Source organism: Clostridium tetani (assembly GCF_900167265.1).
In the GTDB taxonomy this organism is placed as follows: Bacteria; Bacillota; Clostridia; order Clostridiales; family Clostridiaceae; genus Clostridium_G; species Clostridium_G tetani.
This window is the reverse complement of record NZ_FUWT01000010.1, coordinates 51,965-67,493: the sequence shown is the minus strand read 5'-3', so window position 1 is coordinate 67,493 and position 15,529 is coordinate 51,965. Positions and strand designations below refer to the sequence as shown.

The following is a 15,529-nucleotide window of genomic DNA, read 5'->3' as shown; positions in this document are numbered from 1 at the left end:
AATAATTGTTTTATAAACAAAATCATATAAAACTTAGGAGGGATTATGTGAAACTTTCTTATATCTTAAAGGGACTTTTAGATACTTTCAAAAATATATTGCCTATAACTTTATTTTTAATACTTATACAAGTAGTACTATTAAAAAAACCTATAAAAAATATCAAAAGCCTTACTTTTGGAATAATATTAACAACTTTAGGACTTTTTTTATTTTTAGAAGGGACAAGTCTTTTTCTTTTACCTCTGGGAGAATCCGTTGGTGAAAATTTAGTATCTCTTGATAATAAATGGTTGATTCTTTTACTTATTTTCATAATAGGATTTTCAACTACCTTAGTTGAACCTGCTTTAGCTACTTTAGCGGCTGAAGTTGAGGAAATATCCATTGGTACTATTTCTAAAAAAGTCTTAATTTATACTGTAGCTATTGGCTTTGGAGCTGGTTTATCTGCTGGAGTATATAAAATACTATATAGTATTCAAACTTCAAAAATTGTAATACCTCTTTTGGTTCTTTCTATAATATTATGTATTTTTGCTCCTGAAGAAATAATAGGTATAGCTTTTGATTGTGCAAGTTCTACTACAGGACCTGTGAATATACCTTTAAATTTAACTATAGCCCTAGGTCTATCTAGAACTTTACAAAATTCTGACCCATTATTAAATGCTTTTGGTATAATAGGATTAACTTCTATGGGACCTGTTATATCTGTGCTTATATTAGGGATTTTATCAAAGTAAAGGAGGGATCAGTTTGATTTGTATTATTACAATTGTAGAAAGAGGAAAAGCTAATTCTTTAGTTGATCATGCAAAAAAAGTTGGAGCAAAAGGTGCAACTATATTTTATGGAAGAGGCACTGGAGATGAAGAAATAAAAAAATATTTTAATTTTCATATAGAATCCTCTAAAGAGATAATTATAATCTTAGCTGATGATAGCCGTTCCCAAGAAATAATTGACACCTTAGTAGAAAAAGGTGGACTTAATAACCCTGGCAGAGGAATTTTATTTACTTTCCCTATTTCAAAAGTAATAGGAATAGGTTGAATAAATTCGACCTATTCCTATTACTTTTACTCTGTAAAATCTAAATTCCCATTAAAAGTTTTGCAATTGAAAAGTACACTATAAGTGAAGTTGCATCTACTATAGTTGTTATAAGTGGGCTAGCCATTATAGCTGGATCCACCTTGAATTTCTTAGCTATTAAGGGTAATATAGCACCTACTATTTTAGATAATACAACTGTAAAGAATAAAGTTATACATACTGTTAAAGTTACTGCAAAAGGTGTTTTTTCTATATAGTATATTCTAGCAAAATTAATTACCGCTAAACTAATACCTACTATTATGCTTACTCTTAATTCTTTCCATATTATTTTAAGGGTATCTTTACCCTCAACTTCTCCCAATGCTATACTTCTTATTATTAAGGTAGCAGACTGTGATCCTGCATTACCACCAGTATCCATAAGCATTGGTATAAAAGCCGTTAATATTACTACGGATTGTAAAACATCTTCAAAACTTTTTATTATATTACCTGTAAAGGTTGCAGATATCATAAGTATTACTAACCACATAAGTCTATTCTTTGCAAGTGTCCATACACTAGTGTCTAAATACTTTTCCTCTGATGGAGCCATAGCAGCCATCTTTTGAAAATCCTCTGTAGTTTCCTTATCTATAACATCCATAATATCATCTATGGTAATTATTCCTGTTAATCTATTCTCATTATCAACCACAGGCATTACTAATAAATCATATTTTTTAAATACATTAGCTACATACTCTTGGTCATAATTAGTATTTACAAATACTATATCTGTTTTCATTATGTCTTCAACTAATAAATCATAATCACTTAATATTAATTTTCTTAAAGATATAATTCCTTCTAATTTTCTTTGTTTATCTATTACATAGCATGTGTAAATAGTTTCTTTATTAACTCCCGTTTCCTTTATATGAGCTATAGCTTCTTTTACTGTCATATCCTTTTTTAAATCTACATATTCTATAGTCATAAGACTTCCTGCAGAATCCTCTGGATAATTTAGAAATTCATTTATAAGTTTTCTCTCTTCTACATTTGAATACTTTAAGATTTTTTTTACTACATTTGCTGGCATTTCTTCCAAAAGGTCGATCATATCGTCAAAATAAATTTCTTCTATAATGTGTTTTATTTCTTTATCAGTAATACCAGTTATAATATTTGTTTGAAAATCCTTTTCTAAGTAATTAAATACATCTACTGCCATATCCTTTGGAAGCATTCTAAAAACCAAAATTGCTTCTGATATATCAAGACATTCAATAATATCTGATATATGCACAGGATTTAGTTCTAAAATCTTCTCTCTTGCATTATGAAACTTTTTTTCATGAATAAGAGATATGATTTCTTCAAATTCTTTTTTCATTTTTATCAACTCCTAAGCATCACCAAACCTTTATAGTTATGGTCAATATATTTATATCTAATAGGCTCTGGCTCATCTTCCATAACTACCACCTTCTTTCTTCCTATTAGGTTAAATTCTTAATAAAAAATAAAACTTAGTTTTCCCTTATATTATGGAATCTAAGTTTTACTGTAACTTCAAAAAAATTTTATCACATTATGCCATATATATCAACTTATTATAAAGGTTTACATATTATTTCTTTAATCTTTGTATCAAAAATATTGCTTCCGTGGGCAGGTTTTATTATAACAGCAGTATCTGCTCCCTCTTTACTTCCTGCTATTGCTATTACATCTTCTCCATAAGGAATTAAACCAGCATCTAGAGCCATAGTAGATATTTCTACTCCTACTTTAACACCTTGCCCTAGCATTCTAAGAGAGTAGGCTATTATCTCTATTGGACTTATTCCACCAAATTTATTGGATATAGCTCTTTCCGCCCCAGACAATACATGAGTTCCAGCATAAATCTTAAAACCATAACCTTCTAGTTCTTCTCTTGTTTTTTCTGACATTTCTTGTTTTCCCGCTTCTTTAAAACCATATACATGAGTAATAACAGTTACATCTAGTTTGGAATCTTTTAATAATCTTGCAGTGCTTCCTTTAGTTGATGCTACTACTATATGTTTTATACCCCTTTCTTTTGCAATTTTAATTGCTAATTCTATAGTTTTTTCTGTATGTTCCTTACCTGGATTGTTAAAATACATAAAACTCTTCCTCCTATATATTATACTCATTTATACTACTATGATACAATAAAAAACAACTCCTGTAAAAAGAGTTGTTTTTTATATACTTAAAATACTGGTATAATATTACCATCATATTTTTCTTCTATGAACTTTTTAACTTTTTCTGAGGTTAAAGCTTTTGATAGTGCTTTTATATAATCTTTTTCCTTATCTTCTTCTCTAATAGCTAATATATTTACATAAGGAGAATCCTTTGATTCGATTACTATAGCATCCTTTAAAGGATTTAATGAGGCTTCAATTGCATAGTTGGTATTTATAACCGCTGCATCTACGTCATCTAAAATTCTAGGAAGCTGTGCTGCATCAACCTCTGTTACTTTTATATTCTTCTTATTTTCAGTAATATCTAATTTTGTTACAAGTTCACCATTTTTAAGTTTTATTATACCAGCACTTTCTAAAACTCTTAATGCTCTGCCTCCATTTGCTGGATCATTGGGTATAGCTATTTCTGCTCCACTCTTTACTTCTTCAACTTTTTTAATTTTCTTTGAATACAATCCCATTGGTTCTATGTGAACTTTTTCAGTATAAGTTAATTTATAACCTTTTTGCTTAATTGCTTCTTCTAAGAATGGAATGTGTTGAAAATAGTTTGCATCTAATTGTTTTTCTTCTAAAGCTCTATTTGGAATTTGATAATCTGTGAAAGGTTGTATTTCTAATTCATATCCTTCCTTTTTTAATTCTTCTTTTGCTACTTTTAAAATTTCTGCATGAGGAGTTGGTGATGCTCCTACTACTATTTTTTTCTTATTATCTTTATTTTGTGTATCTCCCGCCTCATTTTTGTCTCCTCCACAACCTAAAAGTCCTAGAGATAGTATAATTGTTGATAATAAAACTGCTACTTTTTTCATTTTTATAGCCCCCTTATTTAATTAATTTATTGTATAAAATATTCCCTAAGCCTTGTACTATTTGAACAATTATTATAAGAATTATAACGGTATATACCATTATGTCTATCTTAAACATATTGTAACCATACTGTATAGCAACAGCTCCTAATCCTCCACCTCCTACAGCACCTGCCATAGCAGTATATCCAATTAAATTTATAATAGTTAATATGATTCCTCTAACTATAGATGGAAATGCTTCCTTTATCATAACTTTAAATAATATTTGTAATGTTGTAGCACCAAAGGATTTAGCGGCTTCAATAAGACCTGTATCTACTTCTTTTAAAGAAGTCTCAATAATTCTTGCAACAAATGGTGCTGCTGCAATAGTTAATGGAACAATGGTGGCTTCCCTACCAATACTTTTACCTACTATAATTTTTGTAATAGGTATAATTGCAACCATAAGTATTATAAATGGAAAGGATCTTAATATATTAATTATAAAATCTAGCATGTTATAAATAATTTTATTAGGTTTTAATCCCTTTTCATTTGTGACTATGAGGATTATGGCTAAAATAAAACCTAATATTACTGCAAATAAGGTTGAAAAAGAAACCATGTATAAGGTATCCTTTAAAGCTTTGAATAATATCCCATTTATCACTTATATCACCTCCCATAGAATAGATTTTTTATTTAAATATTCACAAATAGCCACTTTTTTATCTTCTTCTATATTTATAATTAAACTTCCTAAAACCTCTTTTCTAAAACTTTCTAGTTTACCCCAAACTATAGAAAAATCCACATTTAACTCTCTTGCCATAGATGTTATAACAGATTGTTGGCTTGCATTGGATGGGAAAAATAATTTTATATTTACCCCTTCGTTTGGCAATAGTTCTTCTTGCTCTATTATCTTTTTAAGTTCTCCTTCTGGCCTTAAAAATAGATCCTTTACTTCTCCATAGGCACTTACTTTTCTGCCATCTATTAATGCAATCCTATTACAAATCTCTTTTATAACTTCCATTTGATGTGTTACCACTACTACAGTTATTTTTAATTCTTTATTTATTTTCTGTATAAGTTTTAATATGGATTTTGTAGTTTCTGGATCTAGGGCTGAAGTTGCTTCATCACAAAGTAGTACCTTAGGTTCCATAGTTAAAGCTCTGGCTATAGCAACCCTTTGCTTTTGACCTCCACTTAATTCTCTTGGATAACTTTTGGCTTTATTTTCTAATCCAACTAATTTTAATAATTCTCTTACCTTTTCATCTATGTATTTTTTATCCTTTTTCCATACTTGTAGAGGTAAAGCTACATTATCATAAATATTTTTGGAGTTCATTATATTAAAACCTTGAAAAATCATTCCCATATCTTTTCTCAGTTTTCTAAGTTCTATATTATTAAGATCTTTAACCTCCTTGTCCATTACTTTTATGCTTCCTTCATCATAATTCTCAAGTCCATTTAAGCATCTTAACAAAGTAGATTTACCTGCTCCACTTCTTCCTATTATTCCAAAGACTTCTCCTTCTTTTATATCTAGGCTTATATTTTCTAATACTTTGGTATCTCCAAATATTTTGCCTACATCTTTTATTTCTATCATTTGTCATTCCCCCTAGTTAAATAAAAAAATAAAACCTGAGGTCATCCTCAGGTTTTTTACCTTCAAATCCTCATCTCTCGGTTTACACCGCAGGATTTAGCACCTTATAATATGCAAACACATATACAGGTTGCCGGGCTTCATAGGGCCAGTCCCTCCACCGCTCTTAATAAGCTTTTTTTATTCACTTTTTATATTGTATTTGATTATATATCTTATTTTAAATCTTGTCAATAAAAATTTTATACTTTTTTAAATTCTACCTTACTTACCATTAAATAAGATAACAATATTATTACTAAATAAGTCATTATTTGATTGTAAATTATAAAAGGTGAGCCTAAGGAGTAAAGTACTAAAAGTATTCCCGCTATAGTTATTGGTATTCCAGAAAAAACACCATCAAAGCTTGCCACATTATATCTTGCTAATCTGTAAGCTCCTGCCACTGGGAAAACTAAAAGTAAGAAATATCCCAAAATACCCTTATCCGAAAAATTATACATATTATATATTAACATGGAAGGGGCAACTCCAAAGGAAATCAAATCTGCCAAAGAGTCTAATTCTTTTCCAAGTTCACTGGATACATTTAAAATTCTTGCTATTCTACCATCATATCTATCCAGTAATGCTGCTATTATAATAAATACTCCTGCTGTAAAATATTTTTCATCAAAAGTCATAATTAAGGACATAGTACCAAATATAAGATTGCCAAAGGTAAATAAATTAGGTATGATATTTTTTATTTTTTTCATATCTTTCTCTCCTTTAGATTTTTAATTATTATAAATTCTATTTTATTATCTCAATGATTATATCATATCAGTTTATTAGTTAGTTTTTCTTACAATAATCTTAAATTTACTTTAATTCTTTTGTATTATATAATAAATTTTCCTCTTTAAGCTAAAATTAAGAAATTATTATGATATTTGTCTATATTTATATGCTAGAATCTTAGTAAAATAAGACTTAAGTATTTAATGAACAGCTAATAATGAATAGTAAATAACTTATGTAGATTTTCTTCCATAGTTGTTCATTACTTACTATTAGTTATTAGTTGCTATAGGAGGTATTACATTGAATGTATTAGAAGTTGATAATATATCTAAACATATAGGAGGTAGACCTATAATAAGAAGTATTTCTTTTAATATAAAAGAAGGAGAAATCTTTGGATTTTTAGGTCCTAATGGTGCTGGTAAAACTACTACTATAAGAATGTTAACAGGACTTATTCATCCAAATGAAGGTAAAATTAAAATAATGGGATACGACTTAAAAAAAGAAAGAGAAAAAGCACTGTCCTATGTTGGAGCTGTTATAGAAAATCCAGAATTATATAATTATCTTTCTGGTAGAGAAAATCTTATGCAAATATGTAGAATACGAAAAATTCCCAAAAATAAATTAGAAGAAGTCATTCATTTAGTTAAATTAGAAAATAGAATTAATCAAAAAGTAAAAAAATATTCTTTAGGTATGAAGCAAAGGCTTGGTCTTGCTGCAGCACTTCTTTCAAATCCTAAACTCCTTATTTTAGATGAACCTACCAACGGGTTAGATCCAAATGGAATGCTAGAATTTAGGGATATAATTAGAAGTGTTACAAAGGAATATAAAACCTCTGTTTTTGTATCCTCTCATATATTAAGTGAAATAGAACAAATTTGTTCAAAAGTTGCTTTTATAAATAAAGGTATCTTACAATCTATTGAAAGCATTGATACTATGGAAGATGTAGTAGAAAAAGAAAACTTCATAATTATTCCTAAAGATATAAATTTCGCTAAGGCTTTATTGGCAAACATAGATCCTATTCATCATTACAAAATAATTGATAATAAAATACATGTGGAAATAGATAAAAATTCTTCCCATAGAGTTATTAAAGAATTAGTTCAACTTAATGTGGATATCAAAGAAGTTTATAGAGAACATAAAATATTAGAAGAAAGATATATGGAGCTTATGGAAGGAGGACAATTGTAATGCTTTCGTTAATGAAAAATGAATTTATAAAGGTAACATGGAAAAAAAAGAGTATTTTTTTTATGATAGCTTTTATACTTCTATTATCTCTTCTTACTGTGTCTGGTTATAAGTCCAATGAAGAGTTTAAAAGACAAAATACACCTGAAGCTAAATTAGAGTATTTAAAAAGTCATAAGGAAAATTTAATTAAAGAAAAAAACTTAACCAAAGAGAAGGAATACATTAAAGACTTCCAAAAGGATTTAGAAAATATAAATAAAGATATTTTGAAATTAGAAGCAATAATTAAATCCAATGTGAAAGAAGATTATTGGAAAATAACCACAAAGGAATCTATTGAAAGAAAAGAGCAAATGCTTAAAGAAGATAATATTAGTAATACGGAAAAACTTAGAGAAAAAAGAGAAATAGAAAGGTTAAATATTCTTCTAGAGAAGGATATACCTCCTATGGAAGGAGAATTTAACGCCTTTAACTTTATAGAAATAGTTGTTAATGAAGTTTTAGGATATTTTTTATTAGCTGTAGCTATAGTATTATTTTTCTCTGATATTGTATCAGGTGAATGTACTCCTCCAACTTTAAAGCTTTTACTAGTCCAACCTGTATCCAGGGGTAAAATATTACTATCGAAATTTTTAACCTCCACTATATATTCGTTGGTTTTTATATACTTGATAGAATTCATATTCTTTATAATAGTTGGATCTATCTCTAGCTTTGGTAATGCTGATTATCCTGTATTTATGGGAACTATTTATAAATTAAATCCTTTAGTTAGTGATAAATCTAAGCTTTTAATAGAAGTTATAAACTCCACTAAAATGATCCCTATATGGAAAAACACTTTATATCTTTTATTACATCAAGGTCTTTTTATAGTAGCTTGTTCTGCTTTTTCTTTACTTATGTCTGTAATAACTAAAAGTAATATAGGTTCTTTAATTTTTGGAGTTTTATCTATAATTATTACATCTATTTTAACTGCATTATTTAAACCCTTAGCTAAATTATCTCATTTATTCTTTTTCACTTATGGTCCAAGTGGTGATCTATTTAGTGGACGACTTGCTACTATAGCTACTAATCCTAATATTACAATAGGAAACTCCATTATTTGTTTAGTAATCTGGACAATAGCTTGCTATTTAATAGCTTATATTATTTTTACAAAGGAAGACATACTAATATAATGAACAATGAATAATTTAGGAAGCTCTTCTTCCCTTTAGGTAGAAGAGCTTTAATTTTATTATATTTTAAAATATATTCATTCTATTGAAAGCTCGTTTAGCAAAACTAAACATCAGGATTTTATATTACTCGTATTTTTTTATAAATTTTTCTTTATTACTTAAAATTTCCTCTATAGCCTGTACAAAATAATCTATCTCTTTAAAAGTATTATATATTCCAAAACTTAACCTAACAAATCCTGGTCTTCTATTGGTTTTTTCCATAAGCTTAAAACTTTCTTCTGAAGATATATTTAATAAACTCTGTATATAGGGTTGGGCACAAAAACACCCACTCCTTACACCAATACCATATTCATAAGAAAGTATTTTAGCAATGGTTTCATGATATATTCCTTTTACATGAATAGGAATTATAGATACATTGTAATCACAATTATCAATGTATATTTCTATTCCTTTAACCTTTGCAAGTTTATTATAGGCATATTTTAATAAGCTACTCTCATATTTCTCCACATTTTTCATATCAATAGTGTTTAATACATTTATAGAGGAACTTAATGCTACACTCCCTATAATATTTGGTGTTCCTGCCTCATCTTTTAATGGAGTTTCATGCCATTTCACAAAATCTTTGACTACTATATCCACAGTGCCTCCTCCAGAATAATCTGGTGGTATATTTTTAAAACTTAATTTATCTCCAATAAGTGCCCCTCCACCGAAAGGAGCATACATTTTATGAGCAGAAAAAACTAAATAATCTATATGGTATTCACTATCTATTGGCTTTATATCTATATCTCCATGAGGAACTAACTGAGCTCCATCAACCAGAATTTTACACCCATATTTATGACATAAAAAAGCAATTTCATAAATAGGATTTTTATATCCTGTAACATTTGATGCTCCAGTTACTGCTAAAAGAGCCACCTTTCCCTTATATTTTCTTAATTTATATTCTAAATCTGTCATATCTAATCTTCCAAATTTATCTACTCTTATAAAGTCCATTTTAAATTTTCTCCAGGGTAGTATATTGGAATGATGCTCCATTTCTGTAGAAAGTATTATTTTATCAGGATCTTTATAATAGATCATATTTGATAATTTATTTATACCCTCTGTAGCATTTTTTACATAAATTACATTTGAATTATTTATATCTCCCTTTACAAAATTTAAAACTATCCTCCTCCCTTTTTCGTATACATCTGTTGAAATTTGAGATTTATACCCCATACCTCTATGAGCCGATGAGTAGTATGGTGAAAATCTTAATATATCATCAATGACTTTTTTAAAAGGGGGAGTGGTGGCAGCATTATCAAAATTTATATATCTTACATATCTATTGTTTGATGTCGGAACTAGAGTATTTGCACCGACTATCAAATCACTATATCTCAAAATAATCACTCCCATAATATAATGTCCCATTTATATATATTATGTAGTTTTGTTGTTAAGGTTTATATTTTTTTAGCCTCCCAAAGTAATATCCTGATTTTGATACCAATTTAAAGCATCATAAAAATGTTCTTTTTTAAAATCCGGCCAAAGGTCATCTATAATATAAAAATCAGAATAAACCGTTTGTAATGGTAAAAACCCACTTAATCTACATCTTCCGCCCCATCTTATTATTAAATCTATTCTAGATATTTCAGAAGAGTGTATATTTTTTATTGTATTTTTATACCTCAACTTTTTTCCTTCTTTATAATCTTTTATATCCCAATCCCATCCATAGTTTACTAAAAAATTTATTTTAATGCCCCCTTTTCCAAATTTAGTTCTACGGGTAAATGGAATAAGTTCTTTGGGAAATAAATCCGACTCATAATCTCCTACTACCAAAAGTTCTGCATCCTTTTTGCATAGTGACATGACAGCTTCAACACAAGCCCTTCTAAATTCCGTAGTTTGATCCTTAGGTCTTTTATTATTATCCTTTGTAAAACCATAAAAAGTTAATTCTTTTATACCTAATTCTCTGCATAAATCATACATTTCAAATCCTGGTTGTAATCCATATTTATATCCATCTTTTTTTTGCATATTATTTTTCACAGCCCATCTTCTATTGCCATCAGGTATTATTCCTATATGTTCTGGTAGTCTTTTAAATCTATCTATATTCATATATTAACTCCTTTAATATTATTTTCTCTTAAATATATTTCTCTTTTCTTATTTTATCCATATTCTATATATTTAAACTTATTTATAATATTAAAACTAAAAGGTCATCCAAATTGGATGACCTTTTTATATCTAGTAATTTTACCTATTGATTATAGGTTTCTTTGATATGCTTCTACCATTCTCTTAACCATTTCTCCACCTACAGAACCATTTTCTCTGGAGGTTAAGTTACCTTTATCCATGTTGTCATAGTTAGTTAATCCTAACTGATTTGCAACCTCCATTTTGAAATTGTTTAATCCTTGTCTTGCCTCTGGTACTAATATTTTATTTGAGCTATATCTTGCCATTGTTATTACCTCCTCTTAAAATTTATTTTTTATCTTGTGGTCTACTATCATTTTCTGCAGAATAGGGCAAAATTATTACAGAAGATTGTAGGAAATTGAGTTAATTTGTAGATAATTAGTATAAAACAACCACAACTTGTTAAAAAATAATTTTATATATATAATTAACTCGTAGCATAAAAAAACTGTGATACAGTTTTTTATTAATGAATAACTAACAATGAATAATAAACAATTTAGGTGGATTTTCTTACACTACGTTACAGAAAATCTTTAATTTTAAATATAATTGAAGATTAAGAATGATTTCAATGAATAGTTCGTTTAGAAAAGCTAAACATCAGTTTTTTATAAAATTAAAATTTTTTCGTAATGTTAATGAAGAAAAAATGTCTACAATTGTTCATTGTTCATTATTCATTATTCATTAAATAAGTTGTTCATTAAATAAGCCGGAGGTGATGTGATGAGAAAAGAGTACATAACTTTTCCTCAAGATATGCCTATAAAAATATCCTTTGCAAGTATAAAAGAATATCCCTTTCATTGGCATAATTCTATTCAAATTATTTTTGTATTAGAAGGCACCATTAAAGTTACTATTGAATCAGGGACCTATGAACTTGTTAAAAATGATTTAGAAATTATTAATGTAGATGAAACTCACAGAATTTTTAGTACTGATAAAAATAATAAAGTTTTAATTTTTTATTTTGATGTATCTTTTTTTGAAAAGTACTATAATGACATGGAAAATATATTTTTTTATACCAATACCTCTGATGATGGAGCACAAAATACTGTAGAGTATGATGAGCTTAGAACAATGCTCTCTATATTACTTTGTGAGTTTGTTCAAAAACAAGTTGATTATGATAAGGAAATTGAATCTACTTTAGTAGATTTACTTTACCACTTAATAAATAATTTTCATTATCTTATGTATGAGCAAGAGGATTTTAGAGAAAATAAAGATCAGCTTGGAAGATATCATAGAATAGCAAAATATATTTATAATAATTATAATAATAAAATTAGCCTTCAAGATATAGCAGATAAAGAGTTTCTAAGTACTCATTATCTTTCCCATGAAATAAAATATGCCCTGGGATATAGTTTTACAGACCTTCTAAACTTAACCCGTGTGGAAGAATCCGTTAAACTTTTATTAAATACAGATAAGACAATTTCTGAAATATCCGAAGATGTGGGCTTTTCCCACACCAGATATTATAACAAACATTTTAAAATTCATTATAAGATTTCTCCAAGTCAATTTAGAAAAAAGTATAAAGTTGATGAAGAAACTTTTCAAAATCAAAAGAAACTTACTTTCTTTGAATTAAAAGATAGTTTAGACTATATATATGCTTACCTTCAAAATTACGACAGATATAATTTTGAAAATAAAATTGTAAAAGTCCGCATTGATGTTGATGATGAAATAGATGAATTTGATAACTCCTTTAAAGATGTAATTAATATAGGGGATGCCTTTGACCTTCTTTTAGAAGACAATAAAGATATTCTAGAAGAAATTCAAGAAGAAATTTCCTTTAAATATGGTAGAATATTCAATCTCTTCTCCTCTGATATGGGGATATTTCCTTCCTGTAAATTTTTTAATTGGAATAGAGCTAAATCTGTTTTAGAATACATGGAATCTATAAATTTAAAACCTCTCATATTAATAGATTCTAATAATTTTTCTGAAGATGAATTCATGAGGATTTTACAAAGTTTTATAAATTATTTTGTAGATATAGAAGGAATTGATATATATAATTTAAGATTTCAATTTAGTTCACATATAGAAAAAGAATTAATTAATAAAATTAGCAATTTACTAAATTCTTACGAATTAGATATTTGTGATGAAGTGTTTTTTGATTCCTTAGATATAAATTTAATTTATGATACGGCTTATATGATACCTTATATAATAAATAAAACCATTCAAAAGAATAAAAATTGGAATAATTTAAGAGCTTTTGATGCTCTAGATAGACAGGTTAATCTTACAAATGAAGTCTTCTTTGGATATCCTGGAATTGTAAATGACATGGGCATTAAAAAACCTTCTTATTATGCTTATTATCTGTTAAATAAATTAGGCGACACTATGGTCTGCAAAGATGATGGGTACATTGTTACGAAAACTGAAGATGAATATCAAATACTTTTATATAGTTATAATGAAGATTTAGATAAACTTATTAAATTTGAAGACTTCTATAAATTAAGAGGTTTTAAAAATACTATTAAGCAAAAACTTTCTATTAACATACTAAATATTCCTACAGATACTAGAATGACTGTATATGAAGTAAATGAAAAAATAGGTTCTTCCTATAGTTACTGGAAGGGTATGGGAAGTCCAATAAGGCTTAATAAAGAAGAAAAAGAAATCCTTCATAAGGCTTCCTTTCCTAAAATACATTTTAGATATGCTAAAAAAAGTACTGTTTTAAATATAATTTCTGAACTACAAAGCTATGGAGCTACTTTAATTTTAATTAAGAAAATATCAAAGCACCTTAAATAAGGTGTTTTTCTGTTTTTTGTAAGCTTATGTAAATTTTAAATTATCCCACATTAGTACCTTTATCTCAGCACTTAAGGGAATGCAATGGCTCATACATATAATCTATAATAGAATATATAGATTTGCTTAATTTAACTGCAAAAAAATTATGAGGTGATATAAATGGGAGTTAATGACAATATTTTTGAAAGCAATAATATAGGAAAAACTCTTTTCAAACTTGCAGTTCCCTTAGTGTTATCCTTACTAGTAGCGGAACTTTATAATTTAGTAGATACAATATTTGTAGGACGTTATGTAGGGCCTAATGCAATAGGTGCCTTAACCATAGCCTTTCCTATACAAAGACTTCTAATTTCTGTTGGAATACTTATAGCAGTTGGTACTTCTACTTTTATTTCAAGAAGTCTTGGTGAACGAAATTATAATAATGTAAAAAAAGGAATATTAAACTCTATTAGTTTAACCATAGTAGCAATTATAGCTATATCAATTTTAATATACATTTTTAGAAAACCTATTATATATAAACTTGGAGCTAGTGATATATTATATCCTCTAGCAGAAGAATATATATCCATAATACTTTTAGGAGCATTGTTCCAATCTCTAACAGTTGTATTTTCATATATATTAACGTCCTTAGGCAATACTAAAATAGGATTATATGCAAATATGATAGGTGCTATGATAAATTTAATTATAGACTTTGTCTTGGTAGCAAATTTTAACATAGGCATAAGAGGAGCTGCAATAGCCACATCTTTATCCCAATTATTAGGTTTTGTTTATGCTTATTATGCATTTAAAAAGGTACAAAAAAACTTAAACTTTAAATTTTCTTTTACTTTAAATTTAAGCCTCCTTTGGATAATAGTTTCTGTAGGATTTTCAAGCTTTATAGTAGAATTCTCAGATGCTATAAATGCTGGACTTTTAAATAACTTACTACATGCTTCTGGCGGAGATGAAGCTGTAATTATAATAGGTGTAGTTACTAAACTATCTATGTTTATGTATATAACAATAATAGGAATAAGCATCGCAATGCAACCAATTATAGCTTACAATTATGGTGCAGGAAATTATACAAAAATGAAAAAAGCTTTAAAAGTAGCTATAATAGCTGTTATGGGAACATCTATTATTTTCTGGCTTGGTTTTCTTGTATTTGCAACACCTATTATAGGATTTTTCTTAAAGGAACAAGCCTTATTACCTAGAGCCGTAAAAGCCTTTAGATTGTGTATATCTTTACTTCCATCCGTTGGAATATATTATATTACCATATATTATCATCAAGCTCTTGGTGAATCTACAAAATCCTTCTTACTTTCAATTTATAGACAAATAATAGTATTCATACCGATAGCTATACTTCTTATTGGAAAATTAGGAGTACTCGGTGCATGGATAGCTTATCCATTATCTGATATAATATCAGCGGTTACATCTATTTACTTTATTAAAAAAGCACAAAAATTTGATTTTCAAGCCAATGAATCATTGAATAGAAAATACAATTCCCTTGTTAATTTTTAATTAACAAATTAAATACTA

At 27.7% G+C, this 15,529-nt stretch carries 15 protein-coding genes and 1 riboswitch; of the genes, 6 read left to right on the top strand and 9 right to left on the bottom strand.

The annotated features are described in order from the left end of the window. The first annotated feature begins 47 nt into the window (after window positions 1-47). Together B5D21_RS08820 and B5D21_RS08815 are read left to right on the top strand one after the other, a co-directional pair. On the top strand, window positions 48-746 hold the full coding sequence (locus tag B5D21_RS08820; RefSeq protein WP_035109833.1) for a DUF1538 domain-containing protein: 699 nt from the start codon (window positions 48-50) through the stop codon (window positions 744-746). 13 nt (window positions 747-759) lie between these two features. After that, a complete protein-coding gene (locus B5D21_RS08815) occupies window positions 760-1,056 on the top strand; it encodes a P-II family nitrogen regulator (protein ID WP_035109832.1) in 297 nt (98 codons plus the stop codon). Window positions 1,057-1,096: 40 nt separating this feature from the next. Here B5D21_RS08815 and mgtE read toward each other — a convergent pair whose 3' ends face one another. The 6 genes from mgtE to pssA form a co-directional block, all read right to left on the bottom strand. Beyond that, window positions 1,097-2,440 (bottom strand): magnesium transporter, encoded by a 1,344-nt coding sequence (mgtE, locus tag B5D21_RS08810; protein ID WP_035109831.1) that lies wholly within the window; start codon window positions 2,438-2,440, stop codon window positions 1,097-1,099. Window positions 2,441-2,660: 220 nt separating this feature from the next. After that, window positions 2,661-3,200, bottom strand: a complete 540-nt coding sequence (locus B5D21_RS08805) for a pyruvate kinase alpha/beta domain-containing protein (protein WP_035109830.1) — start codon at window positions 3,198-3,200, stop codon at window positions 2,661-2,663. Between the two features lie 89 nt (window positions 3,201-3,289). Further along, window positions 3,290-4,108: a MetQ/NlpA family ABC transporter substrate-binding protein gene (locus B5D21_RS08800; protein ID WP_011099576.1), complete on the bottom strand. Its 819-nt coding sequence runs from the start codon at window positions 4,106-4,108 to the stop codon at window positions 3,290-3,292. A gap of 13 nt (window positions 4,109-4,121) precedes the next feature. Further along, entirely contained in the window at window positions 4,122-4,718 is a 597-nt protein-coding gene (locus B5D21_RS08795) for a methionine ABC transporter permease (protein ID WP_052040407.1), read from the bottom strand. Window positions 4,719-4,763: 45 nt separating this feature from the next. Continuing rightward, window positions 4,764-5,720 (bottom strand): methionine ABC transporter ATP-binding protein, encoded by a 957-nt coding sequence (locus tag B5D21_RS08790; protein ID WP_011099578.1) that lies wholly within the window; start codon window positions 5,718-5,720, stop codon window positions 4,764-4,766. A 67-nt stretch (window positions 5,721-5,787) separates the two neighbouring features. After that, window positions 5,788-5,896: riboswitch (SAM riboswitch) on the bottom strand. 66 nt (window positions 5,897-5,962) lie between these two features. Further along, window positions 5,963-6,481 carry a CDP-diacylglycerol--serine O-phosphatidyltransferase gene (pssA, locus tag B5D21_RS08785; protein WP_011099579.1) on the bottom strand — a complete coding sequence of 173 codons (519 nt, stop codon included), beginning with the start codon at window positions 6,479-6,481 and terminating at the stop codon, window positions 5,963-5,965. Between the two features lie 328 nt (window positions 6,482-6,809). Between pssA and B5D21_RS08780 the strand changes: the two genes are divergently transcribed. Together B5D21_RS08780 and B5D21_RS08775 are read left to right on the top strand one after the other, a co-directional pair. Next, complete coding sequence (locus B5D21_RS08780) at window positions 6,810-7,721, top strand: ABC transporter ATP-binding protein (protein ID WP_011099580.1); 912 nt, start codon at window positions 6,810-6,812, stop codon at window positions 7,719-7,721. Continuing rightward, entirely contained in the window at window positions 7,721-8,917 is a 1,197-nt protein-coding gene (locus B5D21_RS08775) for an ABC transporter permease subunit (RefSeq protein ID WP_011099581.1), read from the top strand. The genes B5D21_RS08780 and B5D21_RS08775 overlap by 1 nt, the downstream gene beginning before the upstream one ends. A gap of 126 nt (window positions 8,918-9,043) precedes the next feature. Here B5D21_RS08775 and B5D21_RS08770 read toward each other — a convergent pair whose 3' ends face one another. From B5D21_RS08770 to B5D21_RS08760, 3 genes are all read right to left on the bottom strand, one after another. Continuing rightward, on the bottom strand, window positions 9,044-10,366 hold the full coding sequence (locus B5D21_RS08770) for an aminotransferase class V-fold PLP-dependent enzyme (protein WP_011099582.1): 1,323 nt from the start codon (window positions 10,364-10,366) through the stop codon (window positions 9,044-9,046). A gap of 42 nt (window positions 10,367-10,408) precedes the next feature. After that, a complete protein-coding gene (locus tag B5D21_RS08765) occupies window positions 10,409-11,071 on the bottom strand; it encodes an undecaprenyl diphosphate synthase family protein (RefSeq protein WP_011099583.1) in 663 nt (220 codons plus the stop codon). A 152-nt stretch (window positions 11,072-11,223) separates the two neighbouring features. Further along, window positions 11,224-11,424 carry an alpha/beta-type small acid-soluble spore protein gene (locus B5D21_RS08760; RefSeq protein ID WP_023438264.1) on the bottom strand — a complete coding sequence of 67 codons (201 nt, stop codon included), beginning with the start codon at window positions 11,422-11,424 and terminating at the stop codon, window positions 11,224-11,226. A 466-nt stretch (window positions 11,425-11,890) separates the two neighbouring features. Here B5D21_RS08760 and B5D21_RS08755 point away from each other — a divergent pair, with 466 nt between their 5' ends. Together B5D21_RS08755 and B5D21_RS08750 are read left to right on the top strand one after the other, a co-directional pair. Further along, window positions 11,891-13,969 carry an AraC family transcriptional regulator gene (locus B5D21_RS08755; protein WP_035124851.1) on the top strand — a complete coding sequence of 693 codons (2,079 nt, stop codon included), beginning with the start codon at window positions 11,891-11,893 and terminating at the stop codon, window positions 13,967-13,969. A 162-nt stretch (window positions 13,970-14,131) separates the two neighbouring features. Further along, the gene (locus B5D21_RS08750) at window positions 14,132-15,511 is read left to right on the top strand and encodes an MATE family efflux transporter (protein WP_011099585.1); all 1,380 of its coding nucleotides are present in this window, start codon (window positions 14,132-14,134) and stop codon (window positions 15,509-15,511) included. Window positions 15,512-15,529: the final 18 nt, after the last annotated feature.

Coding starts and splice junctions, on each gene's coding strand:
- pssA (WP_011099579.1), bottom strand. CDS start 6,481: ATGAAAAAAATAAAAAATATCATACCTAATTTATTTACCTTTGGCAAT.
- B5D21_RS08760 (WP_023438264.1), bottom strand. CDS start 11,424: ATGGCAAGATATAGCTCAAATAAAATATTAGTACCAGAGGCAAGACAA.
- B5D21_RS08790 (WP_011099578.1), bottom strand. CDS start 5,720: ATGATAGAAATAAAAGATGTAGGCAAAATATTTGGAGATACCAAAGTA.
- B5D21_RS08755 (WP_035124851.1), top strand. CDS start 11,891: ATGAGAAAAGAGTACATAACTTTTCCTCAAGATATGCCTATAAAAATA.
- B5D21_RS08775 (WP_011099581.1), top strand. CDS start 7,721: ATGCTTTCGTTAATGAAAAATGAATTTATAAAGGTAACATGGAAAAAA.
- B5D21_RS08765 (WP_011099583.1), bottom strand. CDS start 11,071: ATGAATATAGATAGATTTAAAAGACTACCAGAACATATAGGAATAATA.
- B5D21_RS08795 (WP_052040407.1), bottom strand. CDS start 4,718: ATGGTTTCTTTTTCAACCTTATTTGCAGTAATATTAGGTTTTATTTTA.
- B5D21_RS08805 (WP_035109830.1), bottom strand. CDS start 3,200: ATGTATTTTAACAATCCAGGTAAGGAACATACAGAAAAAACTATAGAA.
- mgtE (WP_035109831.1), bottom strand. CDS start 2,440: ATGAAAAAAGAATTTGAAGAAATCATATCTCTTATTCATGAAAAAAAG.
- B5D21_RS08800 (WP_011099576.1), bottom strand. CDS start 4,108: ATGAAAAAAGTAGCAGTTTTATTATCAACAATTATACTATCTCTAGGA.
- B5D21_RS08770 (WP_011099582.1), bottom strand. CDS start 10,366: ATGGGACATTATATTATGGGAGTGATTATTTTGAGATATAGTGATTTG.
- B5D21_RS08750 (WP_011099585.1), top strand. CDS start 14,132: ATGGGAGTTAATGACAATATTTTTGAAAGCAATAATATAGGAAAAACT.